Here is an 18427-nt window from a genome sequence, read left to right on the forward strand (position 1 = left end):
AAGCCCGCAAAAGCGGGCTTTTTTTATCTTGGATTGAATGTACTTATCTTTCCAGTAAAGGCGTTTTGTTAGACTTACCATCCCACTCTTCTGCATCTGGAAGTGCATCTTTCTTTTCAGAAATTACAGGCCATACACGAGAGAGCTCCTCGTTGATTTGCAAAAATTCCATTTGCTCATCTGGCAAATCATCCTCTGAAAAAATAGCTTCTGCTGGACACTCTGGTTCACACAGCGTGCAATCAATACACTCATCAGGATCAATGACTAAAAAGTTAGGACCTTCGTGAAAACAATCTACTGGGCAGACATCAACACAATCAGTATATTTACATTTAATACAGTTTTCTGTGACAACAAAGGTCATGGTGAATTCTCCAAAATCACGAGTTGATACAGGACCGACCTGTCAAAAATAAAATGTAATTCTACATGATTTCGCCTAATTCTGGGCAAGGTTCAATTTTAGGGTATGATCCCGATTGAATAAAATTCATGAAAAAACATCAGTAATTTGAAGGAACACCGCAGAATGCGAAAAATAATATTACTTCTGATTTTTGGGCTGATTTTCTTAGCAAGCGCCGCTTTTGCCGCATTTAATATGAACGATGTGACAGTAAATTATTACTTTGGTGAGTTAACCATGCCCCTATCTGTGTTAGTTGCGCTATCTATGTTGTTGGGGGTAGCCATCGGTGCAGTGATTTTATTGTTCAGCACGATGAAATTGCGCTATGAAAATCATCGCTTACAATCAAAGTTGTCAGTTTCTGAGCAAGAAATTAACAGCTTAAGAATACTGCCGATTAAAGACGCCCATTAATTCATGTTTGGCTGGTTATTTTTTTTATTACCCGTAGCAGCTCTCTCCGGATGGATGATGGCCAGACGTCACTACAAACGTCGCTACCGCCAGCAAGACTCTTCTTTTAGCCCTGATTATTTTAAAGGCCTTAATTATTTACTGAATGAACAGCCTGATAAAGCCATTGATGTCTTTATTGGTTTGCTAGAAGTTAACAGTGAAACAGTCGAAACCCACTTGGCTCTGGCTAACTTATTCCGTAGACGTGGTGAAAGTGATCGTGCCATCAGAATCCATCAGAATTTAATTGCCAGGCCTTCACTCAGTGCCCAACAACGGCGCCAAGCTCTTGTCGAATTAGGTCTGGATTATATGAGTGCAGGCGTTTTAGACCGCGCTGAACTGCTATTTTTAGAATTATTACAACAACCAGGGACACCACCTGAAGCGCCCAAACAATTGCTACGGATCTATCAGCAAGAAAAGAAATGGCAGCAAGCCATTGATATGGCAAAACATATCGAAGGTAATGATAAGACCAATACCCGGGCGCTGATTGCACAGTTTTATTGTGAACTTGCCGAATCTGTCATCAATAAAGATCAGCATCAAACACTGAATTTATTACGAAGTGCTCACCATTACGATGCAAACTGTGTCAGAGCGAGCCTGCTAGAAGGTCGGATATACATCAAAAACGGGCAATACCGTAAAGCGATTCGTGCACTTCAACATGTTGAAAAACAAAATCACTATTTTTTACCAGAAGCGCTGCCTTTGCTTTATGACTGTTTTGAGAACACGAATAATCTGGATGACTTCAAAGACTGGTTAGAGTCATTACTCAATAGATATCCTCACCTCACTTCTGCACGCTTAATGTTGACGAGACTTATTGAACAAACACAGAGCACGGAAGCCGCCCAGGCGTTCTTACATGCCCAACTGCATCAACACCCTTCTGTGGAAGGTTTACATCAGCTCATTACGCTGGGTGAAGAGAACCATCAAGCGCTAATACCACTTATTAAAGAAGTCACAACCACGTTGATCCATAAAGGCGATCGTTATACATGCAAGAACTGTGGCTTTTCTGGTCGAACGATGCACTGGTTATGTCCAGGCTGTTCCAGTTGGTCAACGATGCGCCCTATTGAAATTCATTTATCTTCATTGGAAAAATTATTGGAACCATCACGATGACAGCGATTACTATTCTGCATAACCCACGTTGCAGTAAATCCAGACAAACACTGAACTTACTAGAAGAAAAAGGAATTCATCCATATGTCATAAAATATCTGGACACACCACCCAGCTTTGAAGAATTAAAAGTTATCATTGAAAAACTGGGCATTAGTCCCAGAGATTTACTTCGCAAGGGTGAAGAGGAATACAAGGTGCTTGATTTGAAAAATCCATCTCTGACAGATGAAGACATTATACAAGCCATGGTCACTCACCCTAAACTGATTGAAAGACCAATTGTTATACAGGGTAGCCAAGCACGAATAGGTCGACCACCAGAATCTGTCTTAGAAATAATCTCATCACAATGATCAAAATACTGATTCTTTACTACAGTCGTAGTGGCCATGTTAAAGCGATGGCTGAACAAATTTCACGAGGCGTTGAATCCGTTTCGGGTTGCGAAGCGCTCATCAGGACTGTCCCTCCTGTATCTACAGTCTGTGAAGCCACAGAAGATACTATTCCATCAGAAGGCCATCTATATGTTAGCCATGCTGATCTGAAGAATTGTGCAGGACTGATAATGGGAAGCCCAACACGATTTGGTAATATGGCGGCACCGCTTAAATATTTTATTGATTCAACGAGCGATTCCTGGCTGTCAGGTGTTTTAGCAGGAAAACCGGCGGCTGTTTTCACATCAACCGGCAGCCTACATGGCGGGCAAGAATCCACTCTTTTATCGATGATGTTGCCACTGTTTCATCATGGCATGTTACTGATGGGGCTCCCATATAGTGAGCCTGAATTAATGACGACAGAAACGGGCGGAACACCATATGGTGCCAGTCACTTAGCCGGTGCGGACAATAAACGTACGCTTGATGATAACGAGGCGAAACTGTGTAAAGCCATGGGACATCGCATTGCCACTACAGCAAAGAAATTACATGAATCCTGAAAAACTTTTCCGAGCACTGACTTTAGTCAGTTTTTTTGGTCTGATGATCACGCTTTTGGCCTGGATACTCATCGCACCACATGCAGAGAATTATCCTGTCGCAGCCATGCTTATTCTTGGTTTAGTGCCACTATTATTTCCAATGCGCGGATTATTGTACGGACGTCCTTACACTCACGCATGGACAAGCTTTTTAATGCTATTTTATTTCAGTCATGCTGTAGGTGAGGTATATAGCGCCTCTTCGCTAACACTCTATCCTGTGCTGGCACTCATTTGCAGTAGTGTGTGCTTTTGCTCAACGATTCTTTATGTTAAATTCAACGCTAAGAATAAAAAAGCGATATAAGTCACAAACTTGTGACCATTAAAATGATATAAAGTCATCCATATAGGAGACATTTATGAGTAGCATTTCTGCTTTTCAATCAGGCATAGCAGGCATTCAAAGCGGTATGTATGGTGCAGCACAAAGTAGCGCCAAAATTGCGTCTGCCGATCCAGGTTCAAACGAACAATTAACCAAAGCGCTTGTCGAGCTAGATGCAAACGCAAGACAAGTTGAAGCATCTGCAAAAGTCGTCAAAGCCAGTAATGAGATGGTTGGAAGTATTCTTGATATAAAAGTCTAAAATACCATCTGCTGTATATATTGAGAGGAGACTCCCCCAACTTCTCTCATCCTGCTAAACTGTCCGCTCGTTTTACAACTCCGACACACCTTTGAATAATCCATCCTACTCACCGTTATCGCAGGCCGCTATTCTCAGCGCCATGGAACCACAGACAAGCAACAAGCTCAGCGAGATGTTGATCTTGCCAGAAGTCACGTCCACAAATGACATTCTCTGGCAAAGATTCAGCCAACATCATCTAGAGCCTGCGGCATGTATTGCTGAAACGCAAACCGCTGGCAGAGGTCGCCGAGGAGACGTATGGCAATCTCCTCCTGTGGGTAACCTCTACCTTTCTTTATTCTGGCCACACTGCGCAGAAGAAGCCAGACATGGACTGAGTATTGCTATTGGCATTAGTTTAATTAATACACTCAAGCAGTCTGGAATCAATCAGTTAGCATTGAAATGGCCTAATGACGTCTTATATAAAAGACAAAAGCTGGCCGGAATTCTTGTAGAATCGAGATTTAATACCAGACAATACACCGTTGTAGGAATTGGCCTTAATTTTAAGCTTCCAGAATCTACACAAACATTAATTCAACAACCATCTACCAGCCTCGAACAGCTTTGTGACCCCGTCCCCTGTCGTAGTTGGCTGGCAGGAAAAATACTGCAGAACATGATAGAAACAATAGAACTGTTTGAACATCGAGGTCTTACTGACTTCCTTCCACTCTGGCCTCAATATGATGCTCTGCATGAGCAAGCCATCACATTGATTGAAGGCGATCAAAAATCATCGGCACTTGCTTGTGGTATTAACGAACATGGTGAATTACGGTATTTACAAAACAATGAAATAAAACTGCTGTCTAATAGTCATATCAGCATTAGGTTTGCTTCATGAAATTACTGGTAGATATTGGTAACAGCCGAGTTAAATGGACCACTATGGACAATAATGGTCTTAATGAAAGTCAAAGTTTTGATCGAAACAAATCAGGAATCAAAGCTTCATTAAACAAAGTGTGGAAAACATTATCTGAAATCGAATCAGTATATGTTGCCAACGTAGCCGGAGAAAAAATAGCCGCTCAACTTACTGAGTGGACAGAAAAACAGTGGAACCTGACCCCCAAATTCATTCAAGCTGAGAAAAAACATTTCGGTGTCACCAATGCTTATGATGAACCAGCCAAACTTGGTATTGACCGTTGGTTATCTCTGATTTCAGCACGGCAACATGCTAGGCTTGCACAGTGCATTATTGATTGTGGTACGGCAATCACCGTTGATATCGTCACAAAGGCAGGTCAACATCAAGGGGGAATGATTATCCCCGGTATCAGTATTATGAAAAGTAGTCTGGTCAACAATACTGATGCATTAACTACCGATACAGATGATCAAGAATTCAAAACTCTCGCAACGAACACCTACAGTGCAATACAAACCGGTACGCTATATGCCGTCACCGCCACTATTGAGCGTATCATTAGTGATCTAAAAGAAAGCTTCAATAACCGAATTCGATTCATTATCACCGGTGGTGATGCCCAAGCTTTACTTCCACTTCTGTCTGATGACGTTCATTACTATCCAGATATTGTGCTTAAAGGTCTTGCGTTTTATGCGCGACAAGACAAAGCAAAACCAGCAGAAAAAAACAAATCTAAAGCACAGAAATCTCAAATATCATCGGATGTAGATGGTCAGGAAAAAACAGAAACAGCAGCAGATGTAACAGATAAGACTGCGCCAAATACTGTTGAAACATCAACGGAAAATGATAATCCGTCACCAGAAACCATAACAGAAGAAAAAAGAAACCTGCACGTAAACCACGTAAAACACGTGCCACCAAACCCAAGTCACCAGCAAAAACAAAAAAACAAGCGTCAGACCCATCATTGCCAGAAGAGGCAATCTGAGGTAATCTTTCGCTCCCTTAAGGAGAACTGGCCGAGTGGTTGAAGGCGCACGCCTGGAAAGTGTGTATAGGTTAATAGCCTATCGAGGGTTCGAATCCCTCGTTCTCCGCCATCACTCCGAGTTGTTTATCAACCGTTTTCAAAACTCCGAAGGTAGACTTCAAACTCAGACTTTGACAACGGTTTAGAATAGAAAAAGCCTTGAAGAGCATGGCAACCAATATTTTTTAAAATTTCTGCCTGAATCGCTGTTTCCACCCCTTCTGCTATCACCATAATGTCTAAACGTTTTGCCATTTCGGTAATCGCTTCGACAATCGCCCTGTCATCCTCACTTTGATCAATGTCATGAATAAAAGAGCGATCTATTTTCAAATAATCGACATCCATTTCTTTCAAGTAAGATAAAGAAGAATAACCGGTGCCAAAATCATCCACCGCAATTTTTATATCAGCATCTCGTAAACGATACAGTAACATCCGGCTTTCGGATTGTTTCTGCATTAACGTACTTTCCGTTATCTCTAACGTGATTAACTCGCTGGGTATTGAAACCTCACGTAAATAAGCCAACCAATCTAAACGAGCACGCTGCCCACCAAAATTGTGTGCTGACCGATTAATAGAAATATGCGGAACGGCACGACCACTATTCGTCCACTGTTTCAAATCATCACAAACACGTTTAAACACATAATCATCGATTTTATCGATGAGGCCCATACGTTCTGCCTGAGGAAGAAAATCTGAGGGTGGAATCATTCCACGAACAGGATGATTCCATCTAACTAATGCTTCTGCGTATAAAGCATGATTCAGACTTAAAGAAATAATTGGCTGGTAATAAACGATTAATTCTTGTCTGCTCAAGGCAGACTCTAACTCGTTAATAATAAACGTTCTTGCTTGCCAACTTGCCGCTAATTCAGCGTTATAAAACTTGAAAGCACTGCCACCCATATCTTTTGCTGCATACATCGCTCTGTCAGCATTTTGAATTAACATACCCGGTTCCGCAGCATCATCAGGAAAAAGGTTACTCCAATACTAGTTGAGAGCCGTAGCGTTTGTCCCTGAATTTCAACTGGTTTTTCTATTTCACTGATCAGACTTTTTACAACATTAATTGCATGTGCTTTATTTTTAAACTCAGATAGGATGATAGTAAATTCATCGCCACCTAACCGCGCTACGGTATCCATATCTCGAATACAACTCGAAATTCTAAACGCCATTTGCCGAAGTAACTCATCCCCGAATTCGTGCCCTAAGGTATCATTCACATCTTTGAAACGATCTAAATCGAGAAACATCAGACAAATTTTCTCACCCAATCTCTCCGCTCGTTTAATCGCTTGTTGTAGGCGATCCGTAAACAGACGCCGATTCGGTAAATTGGTCAGGGCATCGAAGTTGGCATGTTGTTCAATGATGGCATGTGCTTCTTTCACTTCTGTCATATCAGTAAACACTGCTACCATATTCGTCACGCTCTGGGCCGAATCATAAATAGCAGATACAGATAAATATGTTGGCAATGATTCAGCACTTTTTGTACTGATAATGACCTCCCCTCGCCACATCCCTTTATCTCGCATGACATCCCATAATTCTTGCGTCAATCGTATTGATTGATGTGAAGCGAACTCGCTTATTAAAAAATCGGGATACTGATCGATGACTTCTTCATATGAATAGCCGGTCATATCTGTAAAGGCTTGGTTGACAGCAATGATGTATTTATTAGCATCAGTGATCATCATAGCTTCACTAGTCGAGTTAAAAGCGACGTCTGATAGTCGAAGCTTTTGTTCCGTCACTTTCATCTGTTTGAGTACATCGCGAATGCGTTGTTCTGAAGACTGAGCCCTTTTTGTTGCTTGTGTTAACTCTTGTGTTCGAATGGTGACTTCTTTTGAGATGCGATGAGTTCTCCCAGTTATACTCAAGAATAACAAGGTAAATAATGTCGTTATTAAAAACCCACAAACCAGTGCTAGTGACGCCAGGCTAGTTGAGTAAGTATTCATAAAATAAGTGGTCGGGTAAAACTGCAACTGCATGTGTCGGCCAGCTAATTCAAAATCAACATAATGTTTGATCCGGGACGTTCTCTCCTCACTTTGCTGATAAAAAAAGTCACCACTCTGTATATCAAGCCAATTTATCAAGAACTCCGGTTGTGATGACTGTTTCAAAATATCATCCACAAACTCCTTTACACGAATCACGACATTAACCAAGCCAATCACCTCGTTATTCTCTTTATTAATGCTGAATTTACCCGTTTGAGTTTGATATATGGGGCGATATATCACTAATGCATCGATAAGCTCCTTATCACGAATCATTTTCAGTGGACTTCTGGCAACGGCCTGACCACTTTCTATAGCCTTATCAATCACTTTTTTGAAACAACGGATGAGTAAGGATTAAATCCACGCGCTATCAGGTTATCTGCTTCAGGCTCTAAGTAGGTGATGGGGAAATAAACAGGATATGCTTTTGACGGACCTAGCGTCTTGTGCGACACGATTTCTTTGATAAAAAAATCTTCGCCAAAATGTTTCTTCTGCTCTTCTTCGTACGCCTGTCGTTCTGAATGCAGTATTCGAGGCAACCACTCAATGACCTGAATATGCTGTTCATTATAGGTGGTCCAATTAACAAAACTCTTAAACTCATCTCGCGTCACTTTGTCCGAGGAGGCAAACAAGCGTGAGACGCCATCTTGAATCAACTCTTCTGTTTTGAGAGCAATTTTAAATACCTCGGCGGCTTCCTGCGTTCTGATTTTGAACTGATCAGCAAGACGTTTATCTTCAAACTGTCGGATATTCCAGACTATAGCACTGATGATGATCAATGAGAGTAAAACAAGAATACCGATAAACCACCGTCTTGTTTTCCATACTGCCCGTGGTCGCCCAATAAAGCTCAAAACCAGAGACAACATGACATAAGTACCCATAATGTTTCCGATCCACCACATGAGCCAGACCGGCATAAAATTTAATGCTGATGGGTTAAAAACATGTATCACGCCAAGACCAAGTGTGGTGCTAACTAGACATATAATTGGTACCACTAGCAGAAAGAGAAAAATATCCCGATCACGACTTAGTGTAAGTGGAAATCCAATCATTTTTCTGAAAAGGTATTTTCCAACAATCACTTGTAAACAGCTGACTAAGGCAATAACAGCAGAAAAAATAACGTTGTGCGCGATAAGTTCGATTCTGGTCAATACGATTAAGCTGATTATCAATGCCCCGACAAAGATCCCTGGCAAGACGTACATGGCGGGATATGTCAGAAAAAAGGCCAATGCAATACCCGCAGGGAAAAATACCAATGCTGAAAAATGTTCAAATACAGCGAATTGAATGCTCAGCCAACCAGCTATCAGGTAAACCAGGGCAACGAATAAGTTAACAAAGATAGGAGTGAGAAATTTATTTTTCATTTATCCATCATGATCAGCTATAGCGAGAAAGGCCAACAGTGCGTCAACACTATCCTTAATACTACTTCTATCGGCCATCACAATCGTTTCATAAACTTAATTCAAGAGGAGGAAATAACACATCAGCGCATATCATGAATATTAGCGTTCTCCCTTCTACCATGATAAAGACCCTAACTGCTTGTTTGATGTGACGATGTCATGATTAAAAGCAAAATAGGATGGAAAAAACTACAATAAAGACATAGAATGTGTCGCTCTATGGTGGCCTGCATTGGTCTCCTCGCGACGATATGTTGGTGACCCCGTCAGGCCCGGAAGGGAGCAGCGGAGCCTTCGGACTCGGGCGCCGAGATTCGGCTGGTGTGGGTCGCCACCCTAAACATTAAGTTAACCGGGTGTCTAATAACCGATGAGTTATCTGGTTTTAGCCCGTAAGTGGCGACCTAAAACATTTGAACAAGTCGTTGGGCAACAACATGTCTTACGTGCTTTAATCAACGGTCTGGATCAAAATCGACTGCATCACGCCTTTCTGTTTTCTGGTACACGTGGTGTAGGTAAAACAACACTGGCGAGAATCTTCGCCAAATCCCTCAACTGTGAACAAGGCGTCAGCTCTACCCCATGTGGTGAATGCCAGAGCTGTGTCGAAGTAGATAGTGGTCGCTTTGTCGATTTAATTGAGGTCGATGCCGCGTCCAGGACAAAAGTAGATGACACGCGTGAACTCCTCGACAACGTGCAATATGCGCCAAGTCGTGGTCGTTATAAAGTTTACTTAATTGACGAAGTGCACATGTTATCGACCAGTAGTTTTAATGCGCTATTAAAAACACTGGAAGAACCTCCTCCTCACGTTAAATTCTTGTTCGCCACAACAGATCCTCAGAAATTACCTGTCACCATCTTGTCGCGTTGCCTACAATTTAACTTAAGACGTTTGGATATCACTCAGATTAGTGAACATCTGTCGTACATTTTAGGCCAAGAAAATCTCTCATTTGAACATCCCGCTTTAATAGAACTCGCTCGTGCAGCTGATGGCAGCATGCGTGATGCGCTGAGTTTATTAGATCAAGCGATTGCTTTTGGGAACGGAAATGTCACGACTGACGTGGTTTTCCAAATGCTTGGCAGCATCGACCAAGATCAGGTCTATCAATTACTGAGCGCACTTCAACAAGGAGATGCAAAAGCATTACTGCAACTGTCTGGTGATTTAGCAGCACTTGGCCGTGACTTTGAAGTTATTCTTAATGCGATTTTGGATGGTTTACAAAAGATAGCAAGCTATCAACATATTCAAGATTTAGCGTCGGAAGAAAATGATAGCTCCAGTCTAAAAAACTTGGCGAACACTTTTGATGCTGAAACCGTGCAATTACTCTATCAAATTGCTCTGCATGGTAAGCGAGATCTACCATGGGCCGCTGACCCGAAAAGCGGTTTTGATATGACGTTATTACGGATGCTAAGTTTTCAGCCTCGGACTGGCGAACCCAACAATGGGAATCCCCCAGCAAAAAAGTCTGACACACTTAGTAAACCGGCCGTCACTGAACCGCCGGTAACAGTCAGCAATGCCAACAGCTCAGACAGCAAAGAACTAAACGCATCTGCCCCGGTATTGAGTCGACATGAACATCATTCAGAGCCGAGTGACTCAACAACCCATTCAGCCTTTTCTTCACAAAAGCCGAAAGCGCCACCAGAAAAGCCGCAGCACAAACCTGAGTTAAACCATGACCAGAATATTCAAAAGATCACTGATACCCAGGTAAACGAAAAACATACAAAAGAAGCTTTAGCTGACTCGCTTCCCAGCGTCGATGAAGAGACTTTAATCAGTGTTGATTTGTCCCCTGCAAACTGGACGCAAATCATTTCAGAACTCAAACTGTCTGCATTAACGCGACAATTAGCCGAAAATAGCGCCTTTATTCGATGTGAAGAACGCACGCTTCAACTATCTTTATCGCCTGAACTTGCTCATTTAGCGACCTCAAAATCAAAAGAACGCCTCGAACAAGCATTACAGCAGAAACTCGATCAGAATGTCAGTGTCATATTTAATCATGATTCCGATAGTTTGCATTCAGGGCCGACAGTAGCGGTTGAAAGAGCTGAACAACTCGCACAAAAACAGCAACAGGCTATTGAATCTATCCAGACTGACCCCACTATCGAAGTGATAAAGAACACATTTAATGCTCGTGTAATTGAAAGTACAATAAAACCCTTAGATTAAGTAAAGAGGACATTCCATGAAAGGTGGTTTAGGCAATCTGATGAAACAGGCCCAGCAAATGCAGGCCAATATGGAAAAAGCACAAAAAGAATTGGCTTCTGTCGAAGTCACCGGACAAGCTGGTGGTGGAATGGTCAAAATTACCATGACAGGTAAACATGACATTAAGCGCGTTCAAATTGAAGATGCATTATTTGAAGATGATAAAGAAATGTTGGAAGATTTAATCGCTGCTGCTGTTAATGATGCAAACCGTCAAGTAGAACAAACCACTCAAGAACGTATGTCAGGCATGCTACCTCCTGGCATGAAAATGCCATTTTAGCCTTATAACATGGCAAAACTCGGTCCCAGTATTGATGAGTTGATAAGTGCGCTTCGCTGTTTACCAGGCGTAGGGCCAAAATCAGCACAACGTATGACATTCCATTTGCTTGAGCGTAATCGAGATGGTGGTCAACGCCTTGCTCAGGCGCTTACTCATGCATTAGAAAACGTAAAACATTGTAAACGTTGCAGAATTCTATCTGAAACAGAACTCTGTTCACGTTGTGCTGATGAGCGTCGCCAACAAGACATTTTGTGTATTGTAGAAATGCCAAGCGACGTACTTGCTATTGAACAAGCAACCCAATACCAAGGACAATATTTTGTATTATCAGGCCATTTATCGCCGCTGGATGGTATCGGTCCTGACGCATTGGGCATTCCCAAATTGATTGAATGGTTAGATCAAAACACTATCGAAGAAGTTATTTTGGCTACCAACCCTACCGTGGAAGGTGAAGCAACGGCTCATTTTATCGGTGAACTGGCCAGAGCCCGCAATATCAAAGTCAGTCGACTTGCTCATGGTATTCCACTGGGAGGTGAGCTCGAATATGTTGACAGTGGCACCCTTTCTCACGCATTCTCAGGAAGAGAGTCGCTTTGAGGTGATGGCTAGCTTAAAGAGAGCATTTACTTATGGCGCAGGACGAAGTCGCTTTAGAACAATTAAAAACTTTTTCGGGTTTAATTCACCGTCACCCCTTATTCATCAATGATGAATTGGATGTCGCCGGATATCATTTAAGCTTTTATGATCTTGAAGGACAAAAGTTAAAGGACGATAGTCCCGTTCCTGACTTTGTCCAGTCACTGCCCAACATTGTATTAGATATTAATCATAGTTCTAGTGCGCTGTTATCTATTCCAGAGTCATGGCACCATGCTCTTCTGGATCTACCTAAAATATATGCCTCTCTAACGCTAGACATGAATACCCAACAGCCACCACCGGCATATCATCGTGCCATAAATTATGCAAATCGATTGCATAACTCCATGAATGGGCATCAGTACAAGACTTTATTGATTGACCTCGCACAAGAAAATTTACAACAACTGACTGATCAAGAAATTCAAGCATGGCGTGCTCACTATGACGTTTTGTGTGCTATCAATGTTAACAACATCGAACAGTATCACTATTGCAAAGCGCATCACCTAGATTTGCTGGAAGGTGATTTTTATACCAAGCCTGATCAAAGTACAGGTCACGAATTAACCCCATCAACGCAAACATTAATGTCATTATTGGTGCGTCTTCAAGACGCTGATGTAGAAGCCGAAGATTTAACTGAGATTATTAACCAAGACATCACGCTCAGTTATAAACTTTTGCGTTTAATCAACTCCGCCTTTTTTGGTTTGCCTAAAAAAGTGGAAAGCACCAAACAAGCGATAGTCATGCTTGGGCTCAATAAAATTAAAACATGGGCAAGTTTATTATGTTTATCAGGTATTGATGATAAACCGAATGAATTACGTCATGTCGCCATGTTTCGCGGCAGAATGTGTGAGCTACTAGCCAAATACTATAAAGGACATTCAGATATGTTTTTCACCGTCGGTCTTCTGTCGGTTCTGGATGCCATGTTGGATAAACCACTTGTCGATATTGTTGACCCCTTACCATTGACCGCTGAACTTAAAACAGCCTTGATAGATAAACAAGGACCTGCAGGAAGAGCTTTAGCAGATACATTAAGTTATGAACAAGCGGATTGGGAAACCATATCCACTTCACCTGTTCCAAGAGAAATATTAGTCAAAACTTATTTAGAGTCTATTCAGTGGGCAAAACAACTCACTATTCAATTACAAGATTAAGTTATGTCTATCACTTGGTTGGCTGCCGACTCACAAAGTCATTTCCCTCCTGTGGAAAAAGCGACAGATCATGGTTTATTAGCTGCGGGCGGTGATCTGTCTCCAGCAAGATTACTGGATGCCTATCAACGTGGCATTTTTCCCTGGTTTAATAAAAATGACCCGATTTTATGGTGGTGTCCTGATCCACGTATGGTTCTTTTCACAGATGATGTACATATCAGTAAAAGTCTTAATAAGATATTACGGAAAGGACAGTTTACCGTCACAATGGATCGCGCATTCGAACAGGTCATGAAAGCGTGTTCGGCACCGAGACAGAATCAACCTACAGATCCAGATAACCGGACGTGGATACACAATAATATGATCGAGGCTTATACTGATTTACACCATCAGGGATATGCACATAGTATTGAATGTTGGAAAGATAATGAACTGGTTGGTGGTCTTTATGGTGTTTCTGTAGGCAAAGCATTTTTTGGTGAATCCATGTTTAGTTTTGTACCAGACAGTTCTAAGGTAGCGCTGATCGCCTTATGCCAACAATTACAACGCTGGGACATGCCGATGATAGATTGTCAGATATACTCCGATCACCTATCGCGTATGGGGGAGAAGAAATCCCCAGAGCAGAATTTATCAAAAGACTGGATAAGTTATGTTCTGTCAAAGTCTCGCCTAGTCAATGGCAGTTAGATGCTGATTTACCCTACGCACTATGAGCCTGAATTTTTATCAAGACCAACCACATGCCTGTTCATACCTTAGTGGCAGGCAGGCCAGAAACCTTTATCCCGACCCAAATAAACCGGCGAGTAAACACCTGTACAGTCATCTGATTCAACATGGATTCAGGAGAAGCGGTGATCACATATATCGGCCATTTTGCGCAGAGTGCTCATCCTGTGTGCCAGTGCGAATTGATACTGCCCAGTTTAAACCTAACAGAAGTCAGAAGCGCTGTTTAAAACGTAATCAGGATGTACAAACTAAAATTCATCCAGCTGAATTTAATCCGGTACATTTTGAATTATATGAGCGTTATCTTGCTGGTCGACATTTGGGGGGAGGCATGGATAACCCCACCCCATCAAGCTATACCAACTTTCTGACTAGCAGTTGGTGCGATAGTGCATTTCTTGAATTCTGGCTGGAAAACAAGCTGATTGGGGTAGCTGTGACAGATTTTGTCATCAACGGGGCCTCAGCTTTTTATACTTTCTTTGATCCTGACCTTGCTAAACGTAGTTTAGGAACATTTGCCATTCTTAAACAAATTGAATTAGCCAAAAACTATGATCTTTCATGGCTTTATCTGGGGTATTGGATCGCCGAGAGCCCTAAAATGTCATATAAGACTAATTTTTCAGGATTAGAGGGTTATTACACCGATTGGCAGAAGTTAGATAAAAAACTTTGAATAATCAGTCATTTTACGGCAAAATGGTTCTTTTTTATTCAAGAACATTAGAGTTTATGGCAAAAGAAGAACATATTGAGTTTGAAGGCACAGTAATTGATACCATGCCTAACACTACATTCCGTGTTGAACTGGAAAACGGCCATGTGGTTACAGCGCATATTTCAGGCAAAATGCGTAAAAACTATATTCGTATTCTTACAGGTGACAAAGTCACTGTACAGCTGACACCATACGATTTAACTAAAGGTCGTATTGTCTACCGCGCACGCTAACCCACCTACCCAGCCACGTCAGTGGCAAAGCGTCAAAAATAAACTCTTATAGCACCATAAATTTCATCTGAATTAATCTAATTCAGATGAAATCTGGCTGTTTATGCCGACCAAATAACTGTTTCAACCCCACTAAGCACATCAGAATAAAGGCAACCAATGTCCAAGCAGGAATGCTGAGATTGAGGAATGTCCAAAGCACGTCTGCGCATTCACCTGAGCCCTTCAATACCATATCTACGGCTTGACTCAATGGGAAATTTTCTAAAATAAAGTTCAAACCTGGACCACAACTAGGTATCTGATCTTCGGGCAGATTTTGAATCCATACATGTCGAGCGGATATAGCGGCACCCAGTCCCGCAGCCAAGAAAACCAAGAACCCATAAATTCGTCGTCCTGTTGTCACGGGGTTATGAATAGCACCTATCAAAAAGAACACACCAGCAATAAGTACCATCACACGTTGCAGGATACACAAAGGACAAGGTTCCAGATGTTCAATAAACTGAAAGTAACCAGCGATAAGCAACATACTCAAACAGGCAAGAAAGCCAAAGAGAAAGACGCCACGAAATGAGTTCAAAACAGACTCCTTAAGTCGATTAATCTGTGCTAAGTTAACCTAAAAGGCGCAAGGATAAAAGGAGTAAGGCAATGAATGAAGATAATTTAGAAAAAAACTCACCGATGCCTACGATAAAATGATGGAACGTCTGAATAACTTCTTGGATGAAGCTGAGCAACAGGCTGTGCCAACCCTGCAGCGAAACCTTGATAAGGCCAAACAGCAAGCGATTGAATTACGTGAACTTACCCAAGAAGAAGCTGAAATAATCGCCACTTATATACGACGCGATTTACATGATGCAGCTGATTATCTTGAATCAACAGGAAAAACATTCTCAACATGGCTGACCTTTGATTTACAGCTTGTTGAAGCACGATTACTGGATTTATTTGCTACTGTGGCAGACAAGACGCGACTGGAATTAGACCAGTTAGCCCAGCAGGCCACTAAGCTTCAGCAGTACCACACAGGGGAAGTAACAGGGATTGGTGCCCTTTACTGTGAATCATGCGGTTGTGAATTACATTTCAAAAAAACAAGTCGCATCCCCCTTGCCCGAAATGTCATAAAACCACTTTTAACAGAAAAAAGCCGAGTTAAACGCCTTATTCCCAGTACCAACCACCGTGTTGAATTAACGCATTCAACACCTGCTCGGCGCCCTCATATTGCTGGAGTGATTCCCATTGCTGATGGCTTATGGGTAACACTCCAGTCAGCATATTCATCATCGATTGATAGGATGCTGAAAGAGTCAATTTTTCCCCAGCAATAAACAGAAACAGATGGTTTTCGCCTTCTGTCCAAGCCATTCTAATGTAGCGATTGCGCTGTAATATGCCACCAGATTCAAACTGAGTGGATAAAGACATTGGGTCGTTATCTTGGATATATTCATCAGCTAACCACTCCAGTGATGGTTTAGTCTGAGTAACTAAACGACCAACTGCTGACTGTAGAAGTGTATCAGACTGGTTGATAGTATCGATCAAGCTTTGTTTGAAGCGTGCCATCGCTCTTTTATCAATCTTTGTTTCACTTGCATTCACATTCAAATCAGGATCACTGTAGTGCAAATCTCCCATCTCTGAATCAGCAAGCTCTTGCAGGTAAGCATCCAGCACCTCTGTTTGCGTCGGCGCTCTGAAGCCAATTGAAAACGTCATACAGTCATTCTGCGCCACACCATGATGAGCAAAGTGTGGCGGTAAATACAACATATCACCGGGCTCCAGATCCCAGCTTTCATCAGCTGTAAATTCTGACAGAATTTTCAGATCTAGCCCTTCAATTAAACGGGTTTCTAAAAGGGGTTCAGCCCCGACTTGCCAGCGTCGAGTCCCCTTTGCTTGCAGTAAAAACACATCGTAACCATCCGTATGGGGCCCGACACTCCCACCAATGGGGGCATAACTAATCATCAGATCATCACGTCGCCAGTCAGGGATAAAATCAAAACAACGTGTAATGTCTGCTAATTCAGGTTCATGCTTATCCATATCCTGAACCAATAGCGTCCAATGTGATGCAGGTAATGCCGCAAAATCATCTTCTGTAAAAGGGCCATGACGACACAACCATGGACCAGTGCTGGCGTGTTCTTCAATAAGCCGTGACTCCACATCCTCCAGACAAGCAAAGCCTGCAAGTTCTTCAGGGGTAATGGGTGATTCAAAATCGGGAAAGGCTTGCCGAATCAGTAGTGGTTTTTTTGCCAGTACTCATCTAAAAACGTTTGTTGAGATAATCCGGTATTAAAAAACTCACTCATAGTCGTCCTGCATGAAATAACACTCTGGCAAAGTCACCGTTGCCATCACTATACACTTCTACTCGACTCAGACAGGCAAAAGGCACATCAATATGGAAAAGGGCTTGTAACGGCATAGATAAAATATGCGCCAATAATAATCTGATGACACCCGCATGTGTGACTAGAAGAATATGTCGCTGCCCATATTGTTTCAACATAGCTTGCCAGGCTGAAATACAGCGTTGTTGGAAGGCAATTAACGTTTCAGCTTGAGGCGGTGTATTGAGGACAGGGTCATCATAAAAAGCAAAAAAATGATGAGGATCGTTTTTCTCTATGGTCTCTGCTGTTTTTCCTTCCCACTGACCAAATGACATTTCAATAAATCTTGGCTCATATGCCAGACTTAGACCAGTATCCCGACTTAAATCTGCCGCAAAACTGGCACAGCGAGACAGTGGTGAGGTAATGATCTGCTGCCAGGGCAACTCATCCGTCAGCACAGATTGCATTTGTTCACGTCCAATTTCAGTCAGCAAATAATCTTGCTGCCCTCGATAAACTCCCTCACCTTCCGTCTCACCATGCCGCAGTAAATCAATAGTCGTGACAGACATGTCAGTCGATAGGCTCCACAGTAAAGACGACGTTGTTTAAAGCAATAATCCTCACTTTTTTACCGGCTGGACTATCATTTCCCTGGATTTTCCATGTCGAATCATCCAGCTTGATTTTGCCAACACCATCAACAATCGGTGTCTGTAAGGTGATGATTCGACCGATGTATTGCTCGCCTCTTTTATTCAAATTGGGTTGATCACTCAGCAAAGGGTGTTCACGATAATATTGTCGCCAGACCACAATACTGATGATAGATAACAAAGCAAAAATTAATAACTGATACTGCCAGGATAGCACCGGAAAAAAGAATAAAAACAGTCCTGTAACGAAGGCCGCTATCCCCATCCATAGAGCAAAAAAGTCGGCAACAGTATTTCAATGATAATCAGACCGACACCTAAT

At 42.1% G+C, this 18427-nt stretch carries 23 protein-coding genes, 1 tRNA gene, 1 other RNA gene and 1 pseudogene; 18 read left to right on the forward strand and 8 right to left on the reverse strand.

The window, feature by feature from the left end; translation table 11 throughout:
* Window positions 1–43: 43 nt before the first annotated feature.
* The gene (gene fdxA, locus QUE24_RS03530) at window positions 44–367 is read right to left on the reverse strand and encodes a ferredoxin FdxA (RefSeq protein WP_007145800.1); all 324 of its coding nucleotides are present in this window, start codon (window positions 365–367) and stop codon (window positions 44–46) included.
* 165 nt (window positions 368–532) lie between these two features.
* Between fdxA and QUE24_RS03535 the strand changes: the two genes are divergently transcribed.
* The 9 genes from QUE24_RS03535 (at window position 533) to QUE24_RS03575 (ending at window position 5623) form a co-directional block, all read left to right on the forward strand.
* Window positions 533–826: a LapA family protein gene (locus QUE24_RS03535; protein ID WP_286305280.1), complete on the forward strand. Its 294-nt coding sequence runs from the start codon at window positions 533–535 to the stop codon at window positions 824–826.
* 3 nt (window positions 827–829) lie between these two features.
* On the forward strand, window positions 830–2011 hold the full coding sequence (gene lapB, locus QUE24_RS03540; protein ID WP_286305281.1) for a lipopolysaccharide assembly protein LapB: 1182 nt from the start codon (window positions 830–832) through the stop codon (window positions 2009–2011).
* Entirely contained in the window at window positions 2008–2367 is a 360-nt protein-coding gene (arsC, locus tag QUE24_RS03545; protein WP_286305282.1) for an arsenate reductase (glutaredoxin), read from the forward strand. The genes lapB and arsC overlap by 4 nt, the downstream gene beginning before the upstream one ends.
* Window positions 2364–2960, forward strand: a complete 597-nt coding sequence (gene wrbA / locus QUE24_RS03550; protein WP_286305283.1) for an NAD(P)H:quinone oxidoreductase — start codon at window positions 2364–2366, stop codon at window positions 2958–2960. The genes arsC and wrbA overlap by 4 nt, the downstream gene beginning before the upstream one ends.
* Window positions 2950–3309 carry a DUF2069 domain-containing protein gene (locus tag QUE24_RS03555; protein ID WP_286305284.1) on the forward strand — a complete coding sequence of 120 codons (360 nt, stop codon included), beginning with the start codon at window positions 2950–2952 and terminating at the stop codon, window positions 3307–3309. Before wrbA ends, QUE24_RS03555 begins: the two co-directional genes overlap by 11 nt.
* A gap of 55 nt (window positions 3310–3364) precedes the next feature.
* Window positions 3365–3592 carry a hypothetical protein gene (locus QUE24_RS03560; protein ID WP_286305285.1) on the forward strand — a complete coding sequence of 76 codons (228 nt, stop codon included), beginning with the start codon at window positions 3365–3367 and terminating at the stop codon, window positions 3590–3592.
* Window positions 3593–3683: 91 nt separating this feature from the next.
* Window positions 3684–4487, forward strand: coding sequence for a biotin--[acetyl-CoA-carboxylase] ligase (locus QUE24_RS03565; RefSeq protein ID WP_286305286.1), 804 nt, complete (start codon window positions 3684–3686; stop codon window positions 4485–4487).
* The gene (locus QUE24_RS03570) at window positions 4484–5554 is read left to right on the forward strand and encodes a type III pantothenate kinase (RefSeq protein ID WP_286305287.1); all 1071 of its coding nucleotides are present in this window, start codon (window positions 4484–4486) and stop codon (window positions 5552–5554) included. The genes QUE24_RS03565 and QUE24_RS03570 overlap by 4 nt, the downstream gene beginning before the upstream one ends.
* Window positions 5533–5623: transfer RNA gene (locus QUE24_RS03575), tRNA-Ser, on the forward strand. Before QUE24_RS03570 ends, QUE24_RS03575 begins: the two co-directional genes overlap by 22 nt.
* A 17-nt stretch (window positions 5624–5640) precedes the next feature.
* On the opposite strand, the gene QUE24_RS03580 is transcribed toward QUE24_RS03575, so the two are convergent.
* From QUE24_RS03580 to QUE24_RS03590, 3 genes are read right to left on the reverse strand one after another with little or no spacing between them, the layout of a single operon-like run.
* Entirely contained in the window at window positions 5641–6516 is an 876-nt protein-coding gene (locus tag QUE24_RS03580; protein ID WP_286305288.1) for a putative bifunctional diguanylate cyclase/phosphodiesterase, read from the reverse strand.
* Window positions 6510–7916, reverse strand: coding sequence for a sensor domain-containing diguanylate cyclase (locus QUE24_RS03585; protein ID WP_286305289.1), 1407 nt, complete (start codon window positions 7914–7916; stop codon window positions 6510–6512). The genes QUE24_RS03580 and QUE24_RS03585 overlap by 7 nt, the downstream gene beginning before the upstream one ends.
* The gene (locus QUE24_RS03590) at window positions 7913–8977 is read right to left on the reverse strand and encodes a CHASE domain-containing protein (protein WP_286305290.1); all 1065 of its coding nucleotides are present in this window, start codon (window positions 8975–8977) and stop codon (window positions 7913–7915) included. The genes QUE24_RS03585 and QUE24_RS03590 overlap by 4 nt, the downstream gene beginning before the upstream one ends.
* Before the next feature lie 272 nt (window positions 8978–9249).
* On the opposite strand from QUE24_RS03590, the gene ffs reads away from it, so the two are divergent.
* The 8 genes from ffs (at window position 9250) to infA (ending at window position 15080) form a co-directional block, all read left to right on the forward strand.
* Window positions 9250–9346, forward strand: an RNA gene (ffs, locus tag QUE24_RS03595) — signal recognition particle sRNA small type.
* Window positions 9347–9389: 43 nt separating this feature from the next.
* Complete coding sequence (gene dnaX / locus QUE24_RS03600) at window positions 9390–11228, forward strand: DNA polymerase III subunit gamma/tau (RefSeq protein WP_286305291.1); 1839 nt, start codon at window positions 9390–9392, stop codon at window positions 11226–11228.
* A gap of 16 nt (window positions 11229–11244) precedes the next feature.
* The gene (locus QUE24_RS03605) at window positions 11245–11553 is read left to right on the forward strand and encodes a YbaB/EbfC family nucleoid-associated protein (RefSeq protein WP_286305292.1); all 309 of its coding nucleotides are present in this window, start codon (window positions 11245–11247) and stop codon (window positions 11551–11553) included.
* A 9-nt stretch (window positions 11554–11562) separates the two neighbouring features.
* Window positions 11563–12162 carry a recombination mediator RecR gene (recR, locus tag QUE24_RS03610; protein WP_286305293.1) on the forward strand — a complete coding sequence of 200 codons (600 nt, stop codon included), beginning with the start codon at window positions 11563–11565 and terminating at the stop codon, window positions 12160–12162.
* A 32-nt stretch (window positions 12163–12194) separates the two neighbouring features.
* On the forward strand, window positions 12195–13382 hold the full coding sequence (locus tag QUE24_RS03615; RefSeq protein WP_286305294.1) for an EAL and HDOD domain-containing protein: 1188 nt from the start codon (window positions 12195–12197) through the stop codon (window positions 13380–13382).
* Between the two features lie 3 nt (window positions 13383–13385).
* Complete coding sequence (aat, locus tag QUE24_RS03620; RefSeq protein ID WP_286305295.1) at window positions 13386–14081, forward strand: leucyl/phenylalanyl-tRNA--protein transferase; 696 nt, start codon at window positions 13386–13388, stop codon at window positions 14079–14081.
* 22 nt (window positions 14082–14103) lie between these two features.
* A complete protein-coding gene (locus tag QUE24_RS03625) occupies window positions 14104–14805 on the forward strand; it encodes an arginyltransferase (RefSeq protein WP_286305296.1) in 702 nt (233 codons plus the stop codon).
* A 56-nt stretch (window positions 14806–14861) separates the two neighbouring features.
* On the forward strand, window positions 14862–15080 hold the full coding sequence (gene infA, locus QUE24_RS03630) for a translation initiation factor IF-1 (protein ID WP_007145816.1): 219 nt from the start codon (window positions 14862–14864) through the stop codon (window positions 15078–15080).
* 82 nt (window positions 15081–15162) lie between these two features.
* On the opposite strand, the gene QUE24_RS03635 is transcribed toward infA, so the two are convergent.
* Window positions 15163–15666 (reverse strand): disulfide bond formation protein B, encoded by a 504-nt coding sequence (locus tag QUE24_RS03635; protein ID WP_286305297.1) that lies wholly within the window; start codon window positions 15664–15666, stop codon window positions 15163–15165.
* A gap of 121 nt (window positions 15667–15787) precedes the next feature.
* Between QUE24_RS03635 and QUE24_RS15765 the strand changes: the two are divergent.
* Window positions 15788–16141 (forward strand): annotated as a pseudogene (locus QUE24_RS15765) (zinc ribbon-containing protein); the annotation flags it as partial.
* A 115-nt stretch (window positions 16142–16256) separates the two neighbouring features.
* Here the strand turns inward: QUE24_RS15765 and QUE24_RS03645 are convergent.
* The 3 genes from QUE24_RS03645 to QUE24_RS03655 form a co-directional block, all read right to left on the reverse strand.
* Window positions 16257–17273 carry a cupin domain-containing protein gene (locus QUE24_RS03645; protein ID WP_350226601.1) on the reverse strand — a complete coding sequence of 339 codons (1017 nt, stop codon included), beginning with the start codon at window positions 17271–17273 and terminating at the stop codon, window positions 16257–16259.
* 145 nt (window positions 17274–17418) lie between these two features.
* On the reverse strand, window positions 17419–18021 hold the full coding sequence (locus QUE24_RS03650) for a histidine phosphatase family protein (RefSeq protein WP_286305299.1): 603 nt from the start codon (window positions 18019–18021) through the stop codon (window positions 17419–17421).
* Window position 18022: 1 nt separating this feature from the next.
* The gene (locus QUE24_RS03655; RefSeq protein WP_286305300.1) at window positions 18023–18370 is read right to left on the reverse strand and encodes an NfeD family protein; all 348 of its coding nucleotides are present in this window, start codon (window positions 18368–18370) and stop codon (window positions 18023–18025) included.
* Window positions 18371–18427 lie beyond the last annotated feature (57 nt).

Origin of the sequence: Methylophaga marina (assembly GCF_030296755.1) — a bacterium.
Lineage (GTDB): Bacteria > Pseudomonadota > Gammaproteobacteria > Nitrosococcales > Methylophagaceae > Methylophaga > Methylophaga marina.